The following is a 16,712-nucleotide window of genomic DNA, read 5'->3' as shown; positions in this document are numbered from 1 at the left end:
ATCGAGAAGTCTGAAATTCCGGCGTGCCGGGGCGCCCAACAGCTGTCCGCGCTTGCCCGGGAAGAGGTCGATGGGTACGGTCCGCCCGGCTCCTCGGGGAGCCATCGCCTCGGCGGAGAGTTTGCAAAAGGCCGCGAGGCCGCAACCAGGAGAAGGATTTAGATGAAACTGCTGCGCTATGGCGAGGTAGGGAGCGAACGCCCCGGCCTGCTCGATGCGGATGGAACGATCCGCGATCTCTCCGCCCATGTCGCCGACATTGCCGGCACCACGCTTCATCCGGCCTCGCTGGAGATGCTGGGCAAGCTCGATCCGAAGTCATTGCCGGTGGTTTCCGGCAAGCCGCGCCTCGGCGCCTGCGTTGGCGGCACCGGAAAATTCATCTGCATCGGCCTCAACTACTCCGACCACGCCGCCGAAACCGGCGCCACCGTGCCGCCGGAACCGATCATCTTCATGAAGGCAAGCTCGGCCATTGTCGGCCCGGATGACGACGTGCTGATCCCGCGCGGCTCTGAAAAGACCGACTGGGAAGTCGAGCTCGCCGTGGTTATCGGCAAGACCGCAAAATATGTCAGCGAAGCCGATGCGCTCGACTATGTCGCCGGCTATGCCGTTGCGCATGACGTCTCCGAGCGCGCCTTCCAGGCCGAGCGTCAGGGCCAGTGGACCAAGGGCAAGAGCTGCGACACGTTCGGCCCGACCGGCCCCTGGCTGGTGACCAAGGACGAAGTCGCCGATCCGCAGAACCTGAAGATGTGGCTGACCGTCAACGGCAAGACCATGCAGAACGGCTCGACCAAGACCATGGTCTACGGCGTCAAATATCTGGTGTCCTATCTTAGCCAGTTCATGTCGCTGCATCCCGGCGACATCATTTCGACAGGTACGCCGCCCGGCGTTGGGCTGGGCATGAAACCGCCGGTGTTCCTCAGGGCTGGCGATGTGGTGGAACTGGGCATCGAGGGCCTGGGCCAGCAGAAGCAGACGTTCAAGGCTGATTTGTAGGCGGCGGCTCCTGACCTTCTCCCCTTGCGGGAGAAGGTGGCCTCGCGAAGCGAGGTCGGATGAGGGGTGCTCCAGGGAACGCCGACGTCACTTCGCTGGAGCACCCCTTATCCGTCTCGGCGCTGCGCGCCGATCCACCTTCCCCCACAAGGGGGGGAAGGAAGAGCGCGGTCCCGCGCTACTTGATCGTCTTCCCATCCGCGCCAAATCTATACGTCCTCGCCGGATCCGGCGTCGCATAGAGCGTCGCGCCCGGCTCGGCGTCATAGACGCCGAAAATCCGCACCGTAATCAGTCCGGCCTTCTCGCAATCGAGATAAAGATTGGTGTCGGCGCCGAGATGCTCGGCATGCACCACCGTGCCCTTCCAGCTGCCTGACTTCGGATCGACGGTCAGATGTTCCGGCCGCACGCCGATGGTCTTGGCCGTCTCGCCGAGGCGCGCGCCGTCGATGAAGTTCATCTTCGGCGAGCCGATGAAGCCGGCGACGAATTCGTTCGCCGGTGAATTGTAGAGCTCCATCGGGCCGCCGATCTGCTCGATCCTGCCGGCGTTCAGCACGACGATCTTGTCGGCCAAGGTCATCGCCTCTACCTGGTCGTGGGTGACGTAGATCATCGTCGCCTTCAGCCGGCGGTGCAACTGCGCGATCTCAAGCCGGGTGTTGACGCGCAGTGCCGCATCAAGGTTCGACAGCGGCTCGTCGAAGAGGAACAGTTTGGGTTCGCGCACCACGGCGCGGCCAATGGCGACGCGCTGGCGCTGGCCGCCGGAGAGTTCGGCCGGGCGCCGTTCCAGATAGGGCTCCAGCGACAGCATGGACGAGGCGATGCCGATGCGGCGGTCGATCTCGGCTGCCGGCGTGCCGGCCTGTTTCAGGCCGAGGCCCATATTGTTCTTCACCGTCAGATGCGGGTAGAGCGCATAGGTCTGGAAGACCATGGCAATACCGCGCTTGGCCGGCGGCGTGACGGAGACGTCCTGACCGTCGATGACCACGCGGCCCGAGGTCGAATCCTCCAGCCCGGCGATGACCCTTAGCAAGGTCGACTTACCGCAGCCCGACGGGCCGACGAAGACGACGAATTCGCCATCGGTCACTTCGAGGTTGATGCCCTTCAGCACCTCGACCGGCCCGAAGGCCTTCTTCACATTCTCGATCTTCAGCGAGCCCACAATATTGTTCCTAGCTTTAGAGTTTGACGGCTGCGCCGCTGCGCACGCTCTCGTCGGCGGCAAGGCAGACGGCGAGCGATTTGACCGCGTCGTCCATGTGGCGGGTGAGATCCATGTCCTCGCGGATCGCCTTCAGCACGAAGGCCTGTTCGAGATCGCAGAGGTCCTGGTGGCCGGGTTCGCCTGCCATGGACAGCATTTCGTCCGCCTTGACAAACTTGCCGTCCGGGCCGGTCGCCGCACTGTGCAGCCGGATGGTCGAGGTCTTGGTATGGGTGTCGATGTCGTCGGACTTCACACCTTCCTTCATGACGATCGACACGCAGCCATTCGGCGAGATGACGTCCTTCACGAAGAAGGCGGTTTCGGAAATCATCGGCCCCCAGCCGGCCTCATACCAGCCGACCGAGCCGTCATCGAACAGCACCTGCAGGTGGCCGTAATTGTACATGGTCGGCGCGACCTCCTGCGTCAGCCGCACGCCCATGCCGCGCACCTCGACCGGCCTGGCATCGGTGATCTGCAGCATGACGTCGAGATAGTGGACGCCGCAGTCGACGATCGGCGAGGTCGTGTGCATCAGCTGCTTGTGCGTCTCCCAGGTATGGCCTGAGGATTGCTGGTTGAGGTTCATGCGGAAGACATAGGGGCCGCCGAGCTTGCGCGCCTCGGCGATCAGCCGGATCCAGGACGGATGGTGGCGTAGTATGTAACCGATCACCAGTTTCCTGCCGTTGGCCTTGGCGGCGGCGACGACGCGTTTGGCGTCGGCCACCGTCGTTGCCAGCGGCTTTTCGACAAAGACGTGGCAGCCGGCCTCGAGCGCTTTCACCGCATAGTCGGCATGGCTGTCGGAATAGGTGGCGATGCAGGCGACATCGGGCTTTTCCTCGCGCAGCGCCTCGTCGAAAGACCGCCTGATGCCATAGGCCGACAGGCCTTCCGGCAGCGGCACGTCGGAGCGGTTGATCAGGGCTGCGATCTCGAAGCCCGGATTGGTGTGATAGGCCAGCGCATGGCTGCGGCCCATATTGCCGAGCCCGGCGACGACGACGCGAAGAGGCTTTTGCGAACTCACTTGACGGCTCCGGAAGTAATGCCGCGGATCAGCTGCCGCGAGAAGATGACGTAGAGGATCAGCACCGGCATGATCGCCAGCGAGAGTGCGGCCAGGATGGCGTTCCAGTTGGTGACGAACTGGCCGAGGAAGAGCTGCGCGCCGAGCGTCACCGTCTTGGTCTCTTCCGACGGCGCCAGGATCAGCGGAAACCACAGATCGTTCCAGATCGGGATCATGGTGAAGACGGCGACCGTCGCCATCGAAGGCCGCACCAGCGGGAGCACCAGCCGGAAGAAGATGGTGTATTCCGACAGGCCGTCGATGCGGCCGGCATTCTTCAAATCGTCGGACACCTGCTTCATGAATTCCGACAGGATGAAGACGGCGAGCGGCAGGCCTTGCGCGGTGTAGACCAGGATCAGCGCGGTCAGCGTGTTGACCAGCCCGCTTGCCACCATCAATTGCAGGATGGCGACGGTACCCAGCCGGATCGGGATCATGATGCCGAGCGCGAGATAGAGCCCCATCAGCGAATTGCCGCGGAAGCGGTATTCCGACAGCGCGAAGGCCGCCATCGCGCCGAACAGGAGCACGAAGAACAGCGAGGCGACGGTGACGACGAGGCTGTTCTGGAAATAATGGATGAAGTCGCCCTGGCCGATCACCGTGGTGTAGCCGATCAGGTCGAAGGTCTTCGGCGTCGGCGGCGTCAACGGCGCGCCGAAGATGCCGGCGCGGGATTTGAACGAATTCATGATGACCAGGATCACCGGGAACAGCGCGATCGCCGTGTAGGTCAAAAGGATTGCGTGGGCGCCGATGGTGCGAGGCAGCGAACGGGTGGCGGTGCTCATTGGATGGTCTCCTGGACAATCGCGATCCGTGAGGTCGGCGCCCAGGCACCCCCCTCTGCCCTGCCGGGCATCTCCCCCGCAAGGGGGGAGATTGGCAGCTTTTGCGTTGCCGCACGTCTTGCAACGCTGGAGATTGGCGAAGGCCGAAATGACATCCGATCTCCCCCCTTGCGGGGGAGATGGCCGGCAGGCCAGAGGGGGGTGTTCAGCCGTAACATATCCACCCCTCAGAACTGGTAGCGACGCAGGCGCGTCTGGACGAGGAAGAGGTATACGCAGACGCCGCCGAGGATGATCAGGAACATCATCGTGGCGATCGCCGCGCCCATATTGGGATCGCCGACCTGCAGTTGGAAGCCGAAGAAGGCGCGGTAGAGAAAGGTGCCGAGAATATCGGTCGAATAGTTCGGCCCGGCGAGCGCGCCTTGCGCGGTGTAGATCAGGTCGAAGGCGTTGAAATTGCCGACGAAGGTGAGGATCGAGATGATGCCGATCGACGGCAGGATCAGCGGCAGCTTGATCTTCCAGAACTGCGACAGGCCGGTGATGCCGTCGCATTCGGCGGCCTCGATCACCTCTTCGGGAATCGACAGCAGGGCGGCGTAGATCAGCATCATCGGGATGCCGACGAACTGCCACACCGAGATCAGGCTGAGCGCGGTCAGCGCGTATTCTTCCTTGCCGAGCCATGGCGTGAACAGGCTTTTCAGGCCGACCAGGTCCATCATATGCGGCGCCACGCCCCAGAGCGGCGACAGGATCAGCTTCCAGGCGAAGCCGACGATGACGAAAGACAGGATCGTCGGCACGAAGATCGCCGTGCGGTAGAAGGCCGCGAACCTAAGCCTGGGGCTGGACAAGAGGGCGGCCAGCATGACGCCGATCGGGTTCTGCACCAGCATATGGATGATGAAGAACCAGACATTGTTGCGCAGCGCATTCCAGAAATTCACCGACCAGTTGGGATCGCCGAACAAGGTGCGGAAATTGTCCAGACCGACAAAGACCTGGTGCTGCTCGATGTTGCGGAACAGCGAGAGCTGCAGCGTGCCGGCAAGCGGCAAGATCATGATCGCCGTATAGACGAGCACGGCCGGCGCCAGGAAGATGGCGATGTGCCAGCGAAACGGTCTTTTCGGTCTGATATCTGCGGCCATGAGTTCGGTTCCCGCCGTCTCTCGGTTCCAGACGATGTTGTTGCTAGATGATGCCTCGATGCACGGCCCCAACCTCCTTGCCCGGTGCGGCAAGAACAAAGGCCTCGACTGATCAGCTAGCCTTCCCCAAGACGAGCAAGGGTAAGGCCGCGAGGCGGTGCCGACAATCGCTATCTGAACGGACTTATTCTGAAGGCCAGGGTATCCGGAACCGGCCAGGCAAGCGCCCGGCCGGCTCCGTTGCCTGAGCTCTTACTTCGCCGGCTTATACCAGCTGTCGAGACCGGTCTGCAGCTTCTTGGCCGCGGCTTCCGGCGTGTCGGTGCCGTTGATGACGTTGGCCGATTCAACCCAGGTCTCGTTTTCGAGGTTCGGCGTGCCGCGCGACAGGATCTGGTAGGTCGAGCGGATCGTCGACTTGCACTTGCCGCGCCAGGAGACGAATTCCTGCGCCAGCGGGTCCGCCATCTTCACCGGCGAGGAATTCAGGCTGAAGAAGCCCGGCAGCGCGTTGGCGTAGATGGTGGCGAAGTCCGGCGAGGCCACCCAGGACAGGAAGGTCTTGGCCGCGTCGGCATGCTTGGAGGCTGCATTCAGACCCATACCGATATCGGTATGGTCGGAGATGTAGCAGGTGTCGCCGGCCTTCTCGACCGGTGGCGGGAAGGCGCCCATCTTGAACTGGGCCTGGGTGTTGAACAGGCCGATCTCCCACGAGCCGGCCGGGTAGATGGCGGCGCGGCCGAGCGTGAACAGGTTCTGGCTGTCCGGATAGGTCTGCGCCTCGAAACCGTCGCCGAGGTAAGGCTTCCACTTGGCCAGCTCCTCATAGGGCGCGACCCAGTCCTTGTCGGTCAGCTTCTGCGTGCCCTTGATCAGCGCGGCGCGGCCGTCCTCGCCCTTCCAGTAGTTGGGGCCGATATTCTGGTAGCCCATGGTCGCGGCTTCCCAGAGGTCCTTGGTGCCCATCGCCATCGGGATGTAGGTGCCGTCTGCCTTGATCTTGTCGAGCGCGGCGAAGAACTCGTCGCGTGTCGTCGGCACCTTGATGCCGAGCTTGTCGAAGGCGTCCTTGTTGTAGATGAAGCCGTGGATGACGGACGCCATCGGCACGCAGAAGCTCGCCTTGCCGTCATCGGTCTGCCAGGCGGACTTGGCGACCGGCGAGAAGTTCTCCATGCCGGGCAGCGCCGAGAGATCGGCGAGGTTGCCCTTCTTGTAGAGCTCGAGCGACTTGTCGAAGGGGCGGCAGGTGATCAGGTCGCCCGCCGAGCCGGCGGCGAGCTTGGCGCCGAGTGCTGCGTCATATTCGGTCGGAGCCGATGGCGCGAACACCACCTTGATGCCGGGATTCTTGGCTTCGAAGGCCGGGATCAGCTTGTCCTTCCAGATGGCAAGGTCGTCGCCGCGCCAGCTTTCGATGTTGAGCGTTACGTCCTCGGCATGAGCCAACCCGGCCGAGCCGAGAATGCTGGTGCCCAGAAGCAGTGCCGTCAGTAATTTCGTTGTCATGCTCAGTCTCCCTGTTGACCTTTTTCAGGTTCGGTTTTGATGAGAACAGAGGTTTTAGGCCCCTTGCTCCCCTCGATCGCGGAAAGCGCCGGTCGCAGCTTCTGGCCGGTTCCTTCCAGCAGTTTCTCCGCCGCATCGGCGCTGTCGGCGCCGGCGGCGAGCAGAATGGCGGTCTTGACCGCGCCGCCGCTCTTTTCGAGCAGCCGGGCGGCTTCGTCCCTGTCGCGCCCGCTGATGGCGGCGACGATACGCGCGGCGCGGTCGCGCAGCTTGATGTTGTCGGCCATGAGATTGACCATGTAGCCGTCATGGACATGGCCGAGATGGACGGCGGTCAGCGTCGACAGCATGTTGAGCGCGATCTTCTGGGCGGTACCGGCCCCCATGCGCGTCGAGCCGGCGATCACTTCCGGCGGCGTTTCCAAGAGGATGGCGGTTTCCGCCTGACGCAGCAGCGCTGAGTCCCGGTTGTTGGCGATGCCGATGGTGGCCGCGCCACGGCGCCGGGCGTCCTCGATGGCGCGCACCGCATAGGGCGTGGTGCCGCTGGCGGAAAGGGCGATCAGGCAATCGCCGGCGCCGATGCCGGCCTTGGCGACCGCCGCCGCGGCTTCCTCCGTATCGTCCTCGGGGCCGCCGGCCAGCGTCTTGAAGGCCTCGTCGCCGCCGGCGATCAGGATGGCGATGCGGTCGCGCTGGATGCCGAAAGTGCCGGGAAGCTCCAGGGCGTCGGCCAAAGCCATCAGGCCGGAACTGCCGGCCGCGGCATACGCAAGCTTGCCGCCGCCGTTCAACCGGCTGGCGATGATCTCGGCTGCCCGAGCGATGGCGGGGATGGCGTTGTGGACGGCCTTGGCGGCTTCGATCTGCGCATCGGCCAGCGAAACAAGGATGGCTTCCGGAGCCTGGATATCCAGCCCCTCGGCATTCCTGTGAAGCGCTTCGGTGCGCGTTTCAGCCATCCGTGTTCCTCCAATACCAGAACAATACCAAAAAAATACCACTTGTCCACACGCATTAACGAAATCGCGGAGAGGAAATCGTTCAGCCGACGAAATGTTCAGGATTTTCAATAAAATACGGCTTAATCTTTTTGAAACGGAAATTAACTCTTGGCTATTGGTATTTTATTGGTATTATCCGCCCGGAGGAGAAATCGCGTGAAATTCGTGCTCGGTATCGATGGCGGCGGCACCAGCTGCAGGGCCGCCCTGGCAACGGTTGAAGGTTCGGTCATCGGCCGTGCCAAAAGCGGCGCCGCCAACATCCGCACCGACCTCACCGGCGCGCGCTCGAACATTGTCGACGCCGCGCGGCAAGCCTTCATCGCCGCCGGGAAGGATCCCGAACTCATCCCGCAAACACCGGCCATTCTCGGCCTTGCCGGTGCCAATGTCGGCACCTACCGGCAGCAGCTCGAAGCCATCCTGCCGTTCAGCACAAGCCGTGTCGAGACCGATGCCGAGATCGCGCTCGAAGGGGCCGTCGGCTCCGGTGACGGCGCCATGGCCATCCTCGGCACCGGCACCGCCTATATGGCGCGCAAGGATGGCACGTCGCGCGCCATCGGCGGCTGGGGCTTCCAGGTCGGCGACCAGGGCAGCGGCGCCCGCATCGGCCGCGACCTCCTGGAGCAGACGCTGCTTGCCCATGACGGCGTGCGCGCGGCTTCGCCGCTGACCGACGCCATGATGGCGATCTTCCGCAACAATCCCGAGGACGTGGTCGAATTCACCACCAATGCCAAGCCCGGCGATTTCGGCGGCTTCGCGCCGAAAGTGTTCGAGCATGCGCAAAAGGGCGATGCCGTCGCCAACTGGATCGTCGACAAGGCGGTCGGCGATGTCGAGGCCTCGCTGGGCGCACTCGGCCTTTCGGATGACGCACCGCTTTGCCTGCTCGGCGGGCTGGCGCCGCTTTACGCGCCGCGCCTGTCGGCGCGCTACCGGGCACTGCTGAAGCCGCCGCTCGACGACGCGCTGGGCGGCGCGGTGCAGATGGCAGTCCGGCTTTTCGCCAAGCCAGTGGAGGCGGCGCGATGAGCGACGCCGCCGACCAGATCTTCGCCACGCTGAAGCAATCCGCGCAAAGCGGCGCGCCGCTCTACCTGCAGCTGCGCAAGAGCATCGAGGACGCCGTCAACCGCGGCCTGATCGGCCCGGGCGACGCGCTGCCTTCCGAACGCGACATCGCCACCAAGGCCGACATTTCGCGCGTCACCGTGCGCAAGGCGGTGCAGGATTTGGTCAAGGGCGGGATTCTCGTGCAGCGCCACGGCTCCGGTACTTTCGTGGCGCCGCGCATGGAGCGCGTCGAGCAATCGCTGTCGCGGCTGACCTCGTTTACCGAAGACATGGCGCGGCGCGGCATGGCGGTGCGTTCGGCATGGCTGGACCGCGGCCTCTACGCGCCCTCGCCCGACGAGATGATGGTGCTTGGCCTGTCGTCGAGCGAGCTGGTGGCGCGCGTGGCGCGCCTGCGCATCGCCAACGACACGCCGCTGGCGATCGAACGCGCCTCGCTGTCAGCGAGCGTGCTGCCCGACCCAGCTGGTATCGGCTCCTCGCTCTATGCGGCGCTGGAATTGACCGGCAACCGCCCGGTACGGGCGGTGCAGCGCATCTCGGCCGCCAATCTCGGCGACAGCGATGCGCGTCTGCTCGAAGTGCCGCCCGGTATCGCCGGCCTGCATATCGAACGCATTTCCTATCTGGCAAGCGGCAAGGTGATCGAATTCACCCGCTCCATCTACCGGGGCGACGCCTATGATTTCGTTGCCGAACTGCGGCTGACAGGGCCGAGCGAAGAGGGCCGACCATGATCTCCAACACCACCCATATGCAGCGCGAGATCGAGGAGATCCCTGAGGCCGTCGCCCGGCTGCTCGACGGCTCCGGCGCCGTGCTCGCCGAGGCCGGGCGCGGTATCAAGGAGCGCGACCCGCATTTCGTCGTCACCGTGGCGCGCGGGTCGTCCGACCATGCGGCCACCTTCATGAAATATGCCGTGGAGCTGACCGCGGGCCTTGCCGTCGCTTCGGTCGGTCCGTCCATCGCCTCGATCTATGGCCGCAAGCTGAGGCTCGACGGCTCGGCGTGTCTCGCGATCTCGCAGTCGGGCAAGAGCCCCGACATCGTCGCCATGGCCGAAACCGCCCGCGCCGGCGGCGCGCTGACCATCGCCGTCACCAACACCGCCGACTCGCCGCTGGCGCGCGCCTCGGACTATGCGATCGACATCCTTGCCGGGCCCGAGCGTAGCGTCGCGGCCACCAAGACCTTCGTCAATTCCGCGGTCGCCGGTCTCGCGTTGATGGCGCATTCCACCGGCGACGAAGCACTTCTGGCAGCGTTGGCCCGCTTGCCCGAGCATTTCGGCAAAGCGATCGCCTGCGACTGGATGAGCGTGCTGGCTGAAACCATCGAGAAGCAGAAATCGCTGTTCATCCTTGGCCGCGGCCCGTCGGCGGCGATGGCCAACGAGGCGGCGCTGAAGTTCAAGGAAACCTGCGGCATGCATGCCGAGGCCTATAGCGCGGCCGAAGTCATGCATGGCCCGCTGGCGCTGATCGGTCCCGATTTTCCGGTGCTGGCGCTGGCCGCGCGCGATGCGTCAGAACCGTCCATCACTGAGGCGGCCGACGGGCTGGCGGCCAAGGGGGCGCCGGTGTTCGTCACCTCAGCGCTTGCCAACCGCGCCACGCGCCTGCCGCATGTCGCCACCGGTCACCCGCTGACCGATCCGCTGACGCTGATCGTTTCGTTCTACGTGTTCGTCGAGGCCTTCGCGCGCCATCGCGGCCTCGATCCGGACACGCCGCGCAATCTTCGCAAGGTGACGGAGACCGTATGAGCGACCGTTTTGCCCTGACTGGCGCCCGCATTTTCGACGGTGACGACTGGCATGAAGGCCACGCCCTAGTCGTGCGCGACGGCCTGGTCGAGGCGATTTTACCCACCGGCGCCATTCCCTCGGATATCCGCGCCGCCGACACAGGCGGCGGCATGCTGGTGCCGGGCTTCGTCGACATCCAGGTCAATGGCGGCGGCGGCGTCATGCTCAACGACCACCCCGATGTCGCCTCGATCGAAACCATATGCCGGGCGCATGCGCCGTTCGGCACGACGGCGCTGCTGCCGACGCTGATCACCGACACGCCCGCGATCACCGCTGCCGCCATCGCCGCCGGCGAGGCCGCCGCGCGGCAAAAGGTGCCGGGCTTCCTCGGCCTGCATCTTGAAGGCCCGCATCTGTCGATCGCGCGCAAGGGCGCGCATGATCCGGCGCTGATCCGGCCGATGACGGATGCCGACCAGGCAATGCTGATCGCGGCGCGGCCGAAACTGCCGGTGCTGCTCACCACCATCGCACCGGAATCCGTCGATCCGGCACGCGTTACGGCCTTGGCCAAGGCCGGCATTGTCGTCAGCCTCGGCCATTCCGACACGGGCTACGCCACGGCAAAGGTCTTTGCCGAGGCCGGTGCCGGCGTGGTCACGCATCTGTTCAACGCGATGAGCCAGATCGGCAACCGCGAGCCTGGCCTCGTGGGCGCGGCCGTCAACATCGGCACATTGTCAGCCGGACTGATCGCCGACGGCATCCACGTCCATCCGGCCAGCATCCGGATCGCGCTCGACGCCAAGCAGGGGCCGGGCAAGATCGTGCTGGTCACCGATGCGATGGCGACGATCGGCACCGACATGACCTCGTTCACGCTCAACGGCCGCACCATCTACCGCAAGGACGGGAGCCTGCGGCTTGCCGACGGCACGCTGGCCGGCGCCGATCTCGACATGATCTCGGCTGTGCGGTTCATGCATGAAGTCGTCGGTGTCGATCTGTCCGAGGCCTTGCGCATGGCCTCGCTCTATCCGGCGCAGGCGATCGGCCAGTCGCACCGGCTTGGCCGGCTGGCCAATGGCACGGCGGCCGACATCGTTGCGCTGTCGGACGATCTTGGCATAGGAAGCGTCTGGATCGGCGGCGACAAGGTGTTCGAGGCCGGCGCTTCACGCTGAAGGCGGGGCCATGCAGACAATCGATTGTGTCGTCGCCGGAGCGGGCGTCGTCGGGCTTGCCGTCGCCAGGGCGCTGGCCGTGTCGGGCCGCGAGGTGGTGGTGGTCGAGCAGGCCGATGCGATCGGCACTGCCACCAGTTCGCGCAATTCCGAAGTCATCCATGCCGGGCTCTATTATGCGCCGGGAAGCCTGAAGGCCCGACTCTGCGTCGAAGGCCGCCGGCGTCTCTACGCTTACTGCGCCGAGCACGACATCGCCCATAAGCGTACCGGCAAGCTGATCGTCGCCAGCGAGCCCGGCCAGACCGACGGGTTGCGGAAGATCGAGGCCAATGCGCGACGCAGCGGGGTTGATGATCTCGAGTTTTTGACGCAAAGCGAGGCCGAAAGCCTGGAGCCGGCACTGACCTGCGCCGGCGCACTGCTGTCGCCATCGACGGGCATTGTCGACAGCCATGCGCTGATGCTGTCGCTGCGCGGCGAGGCCGAAGCCGCCGGCGTATCCTTGGCTTTCCTGACCACCGTTGCCGGGGCGACGATCGAGGCCGACAGGATCCGGATCGAAACGCGCGATGCCAATGGCGAGGCCTTCGCCCTGGACGCGGGTGCCTTCATCAATGCCGCGGGCCTCGAGGCGCAGGCCCTGGCCGACCGGATCGACGGTTTCCCCGGGGATTTCATCCCCCGGCAGTGGCTGGCTCGCGGGAATTATTTCGCGCTTCCCGGCCGGTCGCCGTTTTCGCGGCTGATCTATCCGGTTCCGGTCGAAGGTGGCCTCGGTGTCCATCTGACGCTCGACCTTGGCGGCGGCGCGCGCTTCGGACCCGATGTCGAATGGATTGACCATGTGGATTACACGGTCGATCCCGGCCGAAGTGCTGCCTTCTACGAAGCGATCCGGCGCTATTGGCCCGATCTTGCCGACGGCGCCTTGCAGCCAGCCTATGCCGGGGTCAGGCCGAAACTGTCAGGTCCCGGCCAGCCTGCCGCCGATTTCATCATCCAGGGTCCGGCCGACCACGGAGCCGGACGGATTGTCAACCTGTTCGGCATCGAGAGCCCCGGCCTGACGGCAAGCCTGGCCATCGCCGACCATGTCGTCGAACTGCTGTACCCGCGATAGCGGTCGCAGCCGGGAATTTTGCCATATCAAGCGGGCGGCATGAAACCTTTTGATTTCAAGCTCGTTGTCGGGGCGTATGTCCGAGGCGAAACCCAGATCGAAACCGGCCGACGGCATCAAACCGCGCGGCACCCCCAAGCCGCGACGGCAAAAGCCGCGTGACGAGAGACCGCGCGGGGAGGAACCGGGCGAAAAGAAGCCGCGCGACAAGAAGGCATCGACCGTGGAAGCGGCGGCGTCCGAGATTGTCGGCGAAGCCCCACCGCCGGAGGCCGCCGAACCCGATCCCGAGCTGACGCCCGAGCAGGTAGAACAGGCGCGCAAGAAATATTTGCTGAAACGGTTCTGGATCAGCGGGCGCGGCTATTGGGGGCGGCACGGCGACAGGCTCGGCTGGCCATTGACGATCGGGCTGCTGATCCTGATCGGCATCAATGTCGGCTTCCAGTACGGGATCAATGTCTGGAACCGCTCGATTTTCGACGCCATAGAGAAGCGCGACGCCCACACCGTCTATTTCCTGAGCGCGGTGTTCGTGCCGCTCGTCATCGGCAGCATCAGTCTTGTCGTCACGCAGGTCTATCTGCGCATGACGATGCAGCGCCGCTGGCGCGCCTGGCTGACCACCTCGGTGATAGCGCGTTGGCTCGCCAATGGCCGCTACTACCAGCTGAACCTCGTGCAGGGCGACCACCAGAACCCCGAGGCCCGCCTCTCGGAAGATCTGCGGGTCGCCACCGAGGCGCCCGTCGACTTCGTCGCCGGCGTGATTGTCGCCACCCTGTCGGCCTCGACCTTCATCGTGGTGCTGTGGACGATCGGCGGGGCCTTGAGCTTCACCCTGGGAGGCTCGACTTTCACCGTGCCCGGCTTCCTCGTCGTCACGGCGGTGATCTATGCCGCGATCACCTCCACGTCGATGTTCGTCATCGGCCGCGATTTCGTGCGGCTGTCCGAAGAGAAGAACCAGGCGGAAGCCGAATTCCGCTACGTGCTGACGCGCGTGCGCGAAAACGGCGAGAGCATCGCCTTGCTCGGCGGCGAGGAGGAGGAACGCAGCGGCATCGACAAGACCTTTGCCGGCGTGCTGACACGCTGGGCACAACTGACCGGCCAGCACATGCGCACGGCATTGGTGTCGCAGGGTTCGAGCCTGTTCGCACCGGTCGTGCCGGTGCTGCTGTGCGCGCCAAAATTCCTCGAAGGCTCGATGTCGCTCGGCCAGGTCATGCAGGCGGCGTCCGCCTTCGCCATCGTGCAGGGCTCTTTCGGCTGGCTGGTCGACAATTATCCGCGCCTCGCCGACTGGAACGCCTCCGCACGCCGCATTGCTTCGCTGATGATGTCGCTCGACGGGTTGGAGCGCGCCGAGCAGAGCGACGAACTCGGGCGCATCCAGCACGGCGAGACCAAGGGCGACACCATGCTCTCCCTCGACAATCTCTCCGTGACGCTCGACGACGGCACGTCCATGGTGAAGGAAACGGAAGTCGCGGTCGAAGCGGGCGAGAGGGTGCTGGTCTCAGGCGAATCCGGCTCGGGCAAATCAACGCTTGTGCGGGCGATCGCCGGCCTGTGGCCGTGGGGAAGCGGCAGCGTCAATTTACATCCCGACAAGCGGTTGTTCATGCTGCCGCAGCGGCCCTATATCCCTTCGGGCACGCTGCGCCGGGTGGTCGCCTACCCCGCGGCCGCCGACAAGTGGAAGCTCGAGCAAATCAAGGCCGCCCTCGACAAGGTCGGTCTCGGCCACCTCGCCGGCCGGATCAAGGAGGAAGCGCCCTGGGACCAGATGCTGTCGGGCGGCGAAAAGCAACGTGTCGCCTTCGCGCGCCTCTTGCTGCATCGCCCCGACATCGTCGTGCTGGACGAGGCAACGTCGGCGCTGGACGAAAAGAGCCAGGACCAGATGATGGAAACGGTGATCCGCGAACTGCCTGAGGTTACCATCGTCAGCGTGGCGCATCGCGCCGAGCTGGAAGCGTTCCACACCCGCAAGATCACGCTGGAGCGGCGCAAGGGCGGCGCGAAACTGGTCGGGGATATCGATCTCGTGCCGCGCAACCGCAAACGCGGGCTATTTCAGCGCGCCTTGTGGGGTTCCGGCACCAGGATCAACAAGCCGCGCAAGACGGCGAACGGCAGTTAGGACGCGTAAATATCCTTATAGGCATCGCGCAGAAGATTCTTCTGGACCTTGCCCATCGTGTTGCGCGGCAATTCGTCGACGAAGATCACTTGCTTCGGGTGCTTGTACCTGGCCAGTCGCCCGGCGATGGCGCCGAGGATTTCGGCTCCGGTGATCGCTGCCCCTGGCGCCCGCACGACGACCGCGGTGACGCCTTCGCCGAAATCCGGATGGGCGACGCCGATGACGGCGCTTTCGCTCACTCCATCAAGCGCGTCGATCTCGCTTTCGAGCTCCTTCGGATAGATGTTGTAGCCGCCCGAAATGATCAGGTCCTTGCCGCGGCCGACAATATGGACATAGAAGTCGGCGTCGACCATGCCGAGATCGCCGGTGATGAAGAAACCGTCGGCGCGGAATTCCGCCTTGGTCTTTTCCGGCATGCGCCAGTAGCCGCCAAAAACGTTCGGACCCTTGACCTCGATCATGCCGACCTCGCCCTGGGCCAGTGGCTTGCCGCTGTCGGGGTCGACGATGCGCAAAGCGACACCCGGCAAGGGGAAGCCGACCGTGCCGGCGCGCCGTTCGCCCTCATAGGGGTTCGAGGTGTTCATGTTGGTCTCGGTCATGCCGTAGCGTTCGAGAATGGCGTGGCCGGTGCGCTCGCGCCAGGCCTTGTGCGTGTCGGCCAGCAGCGGCGCCGAGCCGGACACGAACAGGCGGATGGTCTTCGTCGCCTGTCGGTCCAATCCATCCTGCTGCAGCAGCCGCACATAAAAGGTCGGCACGCCCATCAGCGCGGTGGCGCGCGGCAGCAGCGCGACGATCCGGGCCGGGTCGAATTTCTGCTCGAACAGCATCGAGGCGCCCGCCATCAGGACGACATTGGTGGCGACGAACAGGCCATGGGTGTGGAAGATCGGCAGCGCATGGATCAGCACGTCGCCCGATGTGAAGCGCCATTGCTCCACCAGCACCCGCGCATTCGAGGCCAGGTTTTCGTGGCTGAGCATGGCGCCTTTCGAGCGGCCTGTCGTTCCCGACGTGTAGAGGATTGCCGCGAGATCATCGGGCCCGCGCGCCACATCGTGAAAATCCGACGGCAGACGCGAGGCCTGGTCCGCCAGCGATCCCCGGCCGTTGCGGTCGAGCGTGACGACGACGGCGCCGGATGGCTCGACCATGCGCCCGATATCGGCCGCCCTTGCCGGATCGCAGACGATGACGCGCGGCGCCGCATCCCCGAAGAAATAGGCAAGCTCGGTCAGCGTGTAGGCGGTGTTGAGCGGCAGGAAGACAGCGCCGGCGCGCACGCAGGCGAGATAGAGCAGCAGCGCCTCCGGGCTCTTGTCGACCTGCACGGCGACCCGGTCGCCGGGCTCGACATCCAATTGCAGCAGCGCATGCGCGAACTGTGCCGACCGCGCCAGCATGTCGCCATAGCTGAGCGTGCGCCCGTCATCGGTTTCCATCAACAGATGCCCGGGCGCCGGCATCCGGGACTTGAACGCATCGAACAGATGATTGCTCATGAAGTCTTCCCGCAGTGACGGCAATGGCGACGCCGGCAACGCCTTGAGGGCTACATGAGTCGGCGGCGAAGAGTTCGCGTTTCCAAGCCATGCCGTCAAGGCCGCAAACGGCGGTCCAGCACGTCACTCCCGCCGAAGGT

Annotated in this window: 14 protein-coding genes; 7 read left to right on the top strand and 7 right to left on the bottom strand. The window is 64.7% G+C overall.

Annotated features, from left to right (window positions below; genetic code table 11):
• Window positions 1-162 precede the first annotated feature (162 nt).
• Window positions 163-1,008, top strand: a complete 846-nt coding sequence (locus tag AB4Z43_RS10290; protein ID WP_019862383.1) for a fumarylacetoacetate hydrolase family protein — start codon at window positions 163-165, stop codon at window positions 1,006-1,008.
• Between the two features lie 178 nt (window positions 1,009-1,186).
• Here AB4Z43_RS10290 and AB4Z43_RS10285 read toward each other — a convergent pair whose 3' ends face one another.
• From AB4Z43_RS10285 to AB4Z43_RS10260, 6 genes are all read right to left on the bottom strand, one after another.
• Window positions 1,187-2,185, bottom strand: coding sequence for an ABC transporter ATP-binding protein (locus AB4Z43_RS10285; RefSeq protein ID WP_064985322.1), 999 nt, complete (start codon window positions 2,183-2,185; stop codon window positions 1,187-1,189).
• A gap of 16 nt (window positions 2,186-2,201) precedes the next feature.
• The gene (locus AB4Z43_RS10280) at window positions 2,202-3,263 is read right to left on the bottom strand and encodes a Gfo/Idh/MocA family protein (protein ID WP_441937275.1); all 1,062 of its coding nucleotides are present in this window, start codon (window positions 3,261-3,263) and stop codon (window positions 2,202-2,204) included.
• Window positions 3,260-4,099, bottom strand: coding sequence for a carbohydrate ABC transporter permease (locus AB4Z43_RS10275; RefSeq protein ID WP_010912697.1), 840 nt, complete (start codon window positions 4,097-4,099; stop codon window positions 3,260-3,262). The genes AB4Z43_RS10280 and AB4Z43_RS10275 overlap by 4 nt, the downstream gene beginning before the upstream one ends.
• A gap of 227 nt (window positions 4,100-4,326) precedes the next feature.
• Complete coding sequence (locus tag AB4Z43_RS10270) at window positions 4,327-5,256, bottom strand: carbohydrate ABC transporter permease (protein ID WP_284276597.1); 930 nt, start codon at window positions 5,254-5,256, stop codon at window positions 4,327-4,329.
• Window positions 5,257-5,508: 252 nt separating this feature from the next.
• A complete protein-coding gene (locus tag AB4Z43_RS10265; protein WP_143974041.1) occupies window positions 5,509-6,768 on the bottom strand; it encodes an ABC transporter substrate-binding protein in 1,260 nt (419 codons plus the stop codon).
• A gap of 2 nt (window positions 6,769-6,770) precedes the next feature.
• Window positions 6,771-7,730, bottom strand: coding sequence for an N-acetylmuramic acid 6-phosphate etherase (locus tag AB4Z43_RS10260; protein ID WP_019862379.1), 960 nt, complete (start codon window positions 7,728-7,730; stop codon window positions 6,771-6,773).
• A gap of 198 nt (window positions 7,731-7,928) precedes the next feature.
• On the opposite strand from AB4Z43_RS10260, the gene AB4Z43_RS10255 reads away from it, so the two are divergent.
• The 6 genes from AB4Z43_RS10255 to AB4Z43_RS10230 all read left to right on the top strand — a co-directional run bounded on the left by AB4Z43_RS10255 (window position 7,929) and on the right by AB4Z43_RS10230 (window position 15,061).
• Window positions 7,929-8,810 (top strand): N-acetylglucosamine kinase, encoded by an 882-nt coding sequence (locus tag AB4Z43_RS10255; RefSeq protein WP_202361159.1) that lies wholly within the window; start codon window positions 7,929-7,931, stop codon window positions 8,808-8,810.
• The gene (locus AB4Z43_RS10250; RefSeq protein WP_095202943.1) at window positions 8,807-9,589 is read left to right on the top strand and encodes a GntR family transcriptional regulator; all 783 of its coding nucleotides are present in this window, start codon (window positions 8,807-8,809) and stop codon (window positions 9,587-9,589) included. Before AB4Z43_RS10255 ends, AB4Z43_RS10250 begins: the two co-directional genes overlap by 4 nt.
• On the top strand, window positions 9,586-10,620 hold the full coding sequence (locus AB4Z43_RS10245) for an SIS domain-containing protein (RefSeq protein ID WP_202361160.1): 1,035 nt from the start codon (window positions 9,586-9,588) through the stop codon (window positions 10,618-10,620). Before AB4Z43_RS10250 ends, AB4Z43_RS10245 begins: the two co-directional genes overlap by 4 nt.
• Entirely contained in the window at window positions 10,617-11,789 is a 1,173-nt protein-coding gene (gene nagA / locus AB4Z43_RS10240) for an N-acetylglucosamine-6-phosphate deacetylase (RefSeq protein ID WP_441937270.1), read from the top strand. Before AB4Z43_RS10245 ends, nagA begins: the two co-directional genes overlap by 4 nt.
• A gap of 10 nt (window positions 11,790-11,799) precedes the next feature.
• Window positions 11,800-12,912, top strand: a complete 1,113-nt coding sequence (locus AB4Z43_RS10235; protein WP_441937268.1) for an NAD(P)/FAD-dependent oxidoreductase — start codon at window positions 11,800-11,802, stop codon at window positions 12,910-12,912.
• 76 nt (window positions 12,913-12,988) lie between these two features.
• Window positions 12,989-15,061: an ATP-binding cassette domain-containing protein gene (locus AB4Z43_RS10230; protein ID WP_441937266.1), complete on the top strand. Its 2,073-nt coding sequence runs from the start codon at window positions 12,989-12,991 to the stop codon at window positions 15,059-15,061.
• Here the strand turns inward: AB4Z43_RS10230 and AB4Z43_RS10225 are convergent.
• The gene (locus tag AB4Z43_RS10225) at window positions 15,058-16,572 is read right to left on the bottom strand and encodes a malonate--CoA ligase (RefSeq protein WP_441937264.1); all 1,515 of its coding nucleotides are present in this window, start codon (window positions 16,570-16,572) and stop codon (window positions 15,058-15,060) included. The genes AB4Z43_RS10230 and AB4Z43_RS10225 overlap by 4 nt on opposite strands.
• Between the last annotated feature and the right edge of the window lie 140 nt (window positions 16,573-16,712).

This window comes from Mesorhizobium sp. 2RAF45 (assembly GCF_052115225.1).
Lineage (GTDB): Bacteria > Pseudomonadota > Alphaproteobacteria > Rhizobiales > Rhizobiaceae > Mesorhizobium > Mesorhizobium jarvisii.
The sequence above is the reverse complement of the archived record's forward strand: the minus strand, read 5'-3'. Positions and strand labels throughout refer to the sequence as shown.

Coding starts and splice junctions, on each gene's coding strand:
- AB4Z43_RS10265 (WP_143974041.1), bottom strand. CDS start 6,768: ATGACAACGAAATTACTGACGGCACTGCTTCTGGGCACCAGCATTCTC.
- AB4Z43_RS10245 (WP_202361160.1), top strand. CDS start 9,586: ATGATCTCCAACACCACCCATATGCAGCGCGAGATCGAGGAGATCCCT.
- AB4Z43_RS10290 (WP_019862383.1), top strand. CDS start 163: ATGAAACTGCTGCGCTATGGCGAGGTAGGGAGCGAACGCCCCGGCCTG.
- AB4Z43_RS10275 (WP_010912697.1), bottom strand. CDS start 4,099: ATGAGCACCGCCACCCGTTCGCTGCCTCGCACCATCGGCGCCCACGCA.
- AB4Z43_RS10260 (WP_019862379.1), bottom strand. CDS start 7,730: ATGGCTGAAACGCGCACCGAAGCGCTTCACAGGAATGCCGAGGGGCTG.
- AB4Z43_RS10270 (WP_284276597.1), bottom strand. CDS start 5,256: ATGGCCGCAGATATCAGACCGAAAAGACCGTTTCGCTGGCACATCGCC.
- AB4Z43_RS10230 (WP_441937266.1), top strand. CDS start 12,989: ATGTCCGAGGCGAAACCCAGATCGAAACCGGCCGACGGCATCAAACCG.
- AB4Z43_RS10235 (WP_441937268.1), top strand. CDS start 11,800: ATGCAGACAATCGATTGTGTCGTCGCCGGAGCGGGCGTCGTCGGGCTT.
- AB4Z43_RS10225 (WP_441937264.1), bottom strand. CDS start 16,572: ATGAGCAATCATCTGTTCGATGCGTTCAAGTCCCGGATGCCGGCGCCC.
- nagA (WP_441937270.1), top strand. CDS start 10,617: ATGAGCGACCGTTTTGCCCTGACTGGCGCCCGCATTTTCGACGGTGAC.
- AB4Z43_RS10250 (WP_095202943.1), top strand. CDS start 8,807: ATGAGCGACGCCGCCGACCAGATCTTCGCCACGCTGAAGCAATCCGCG.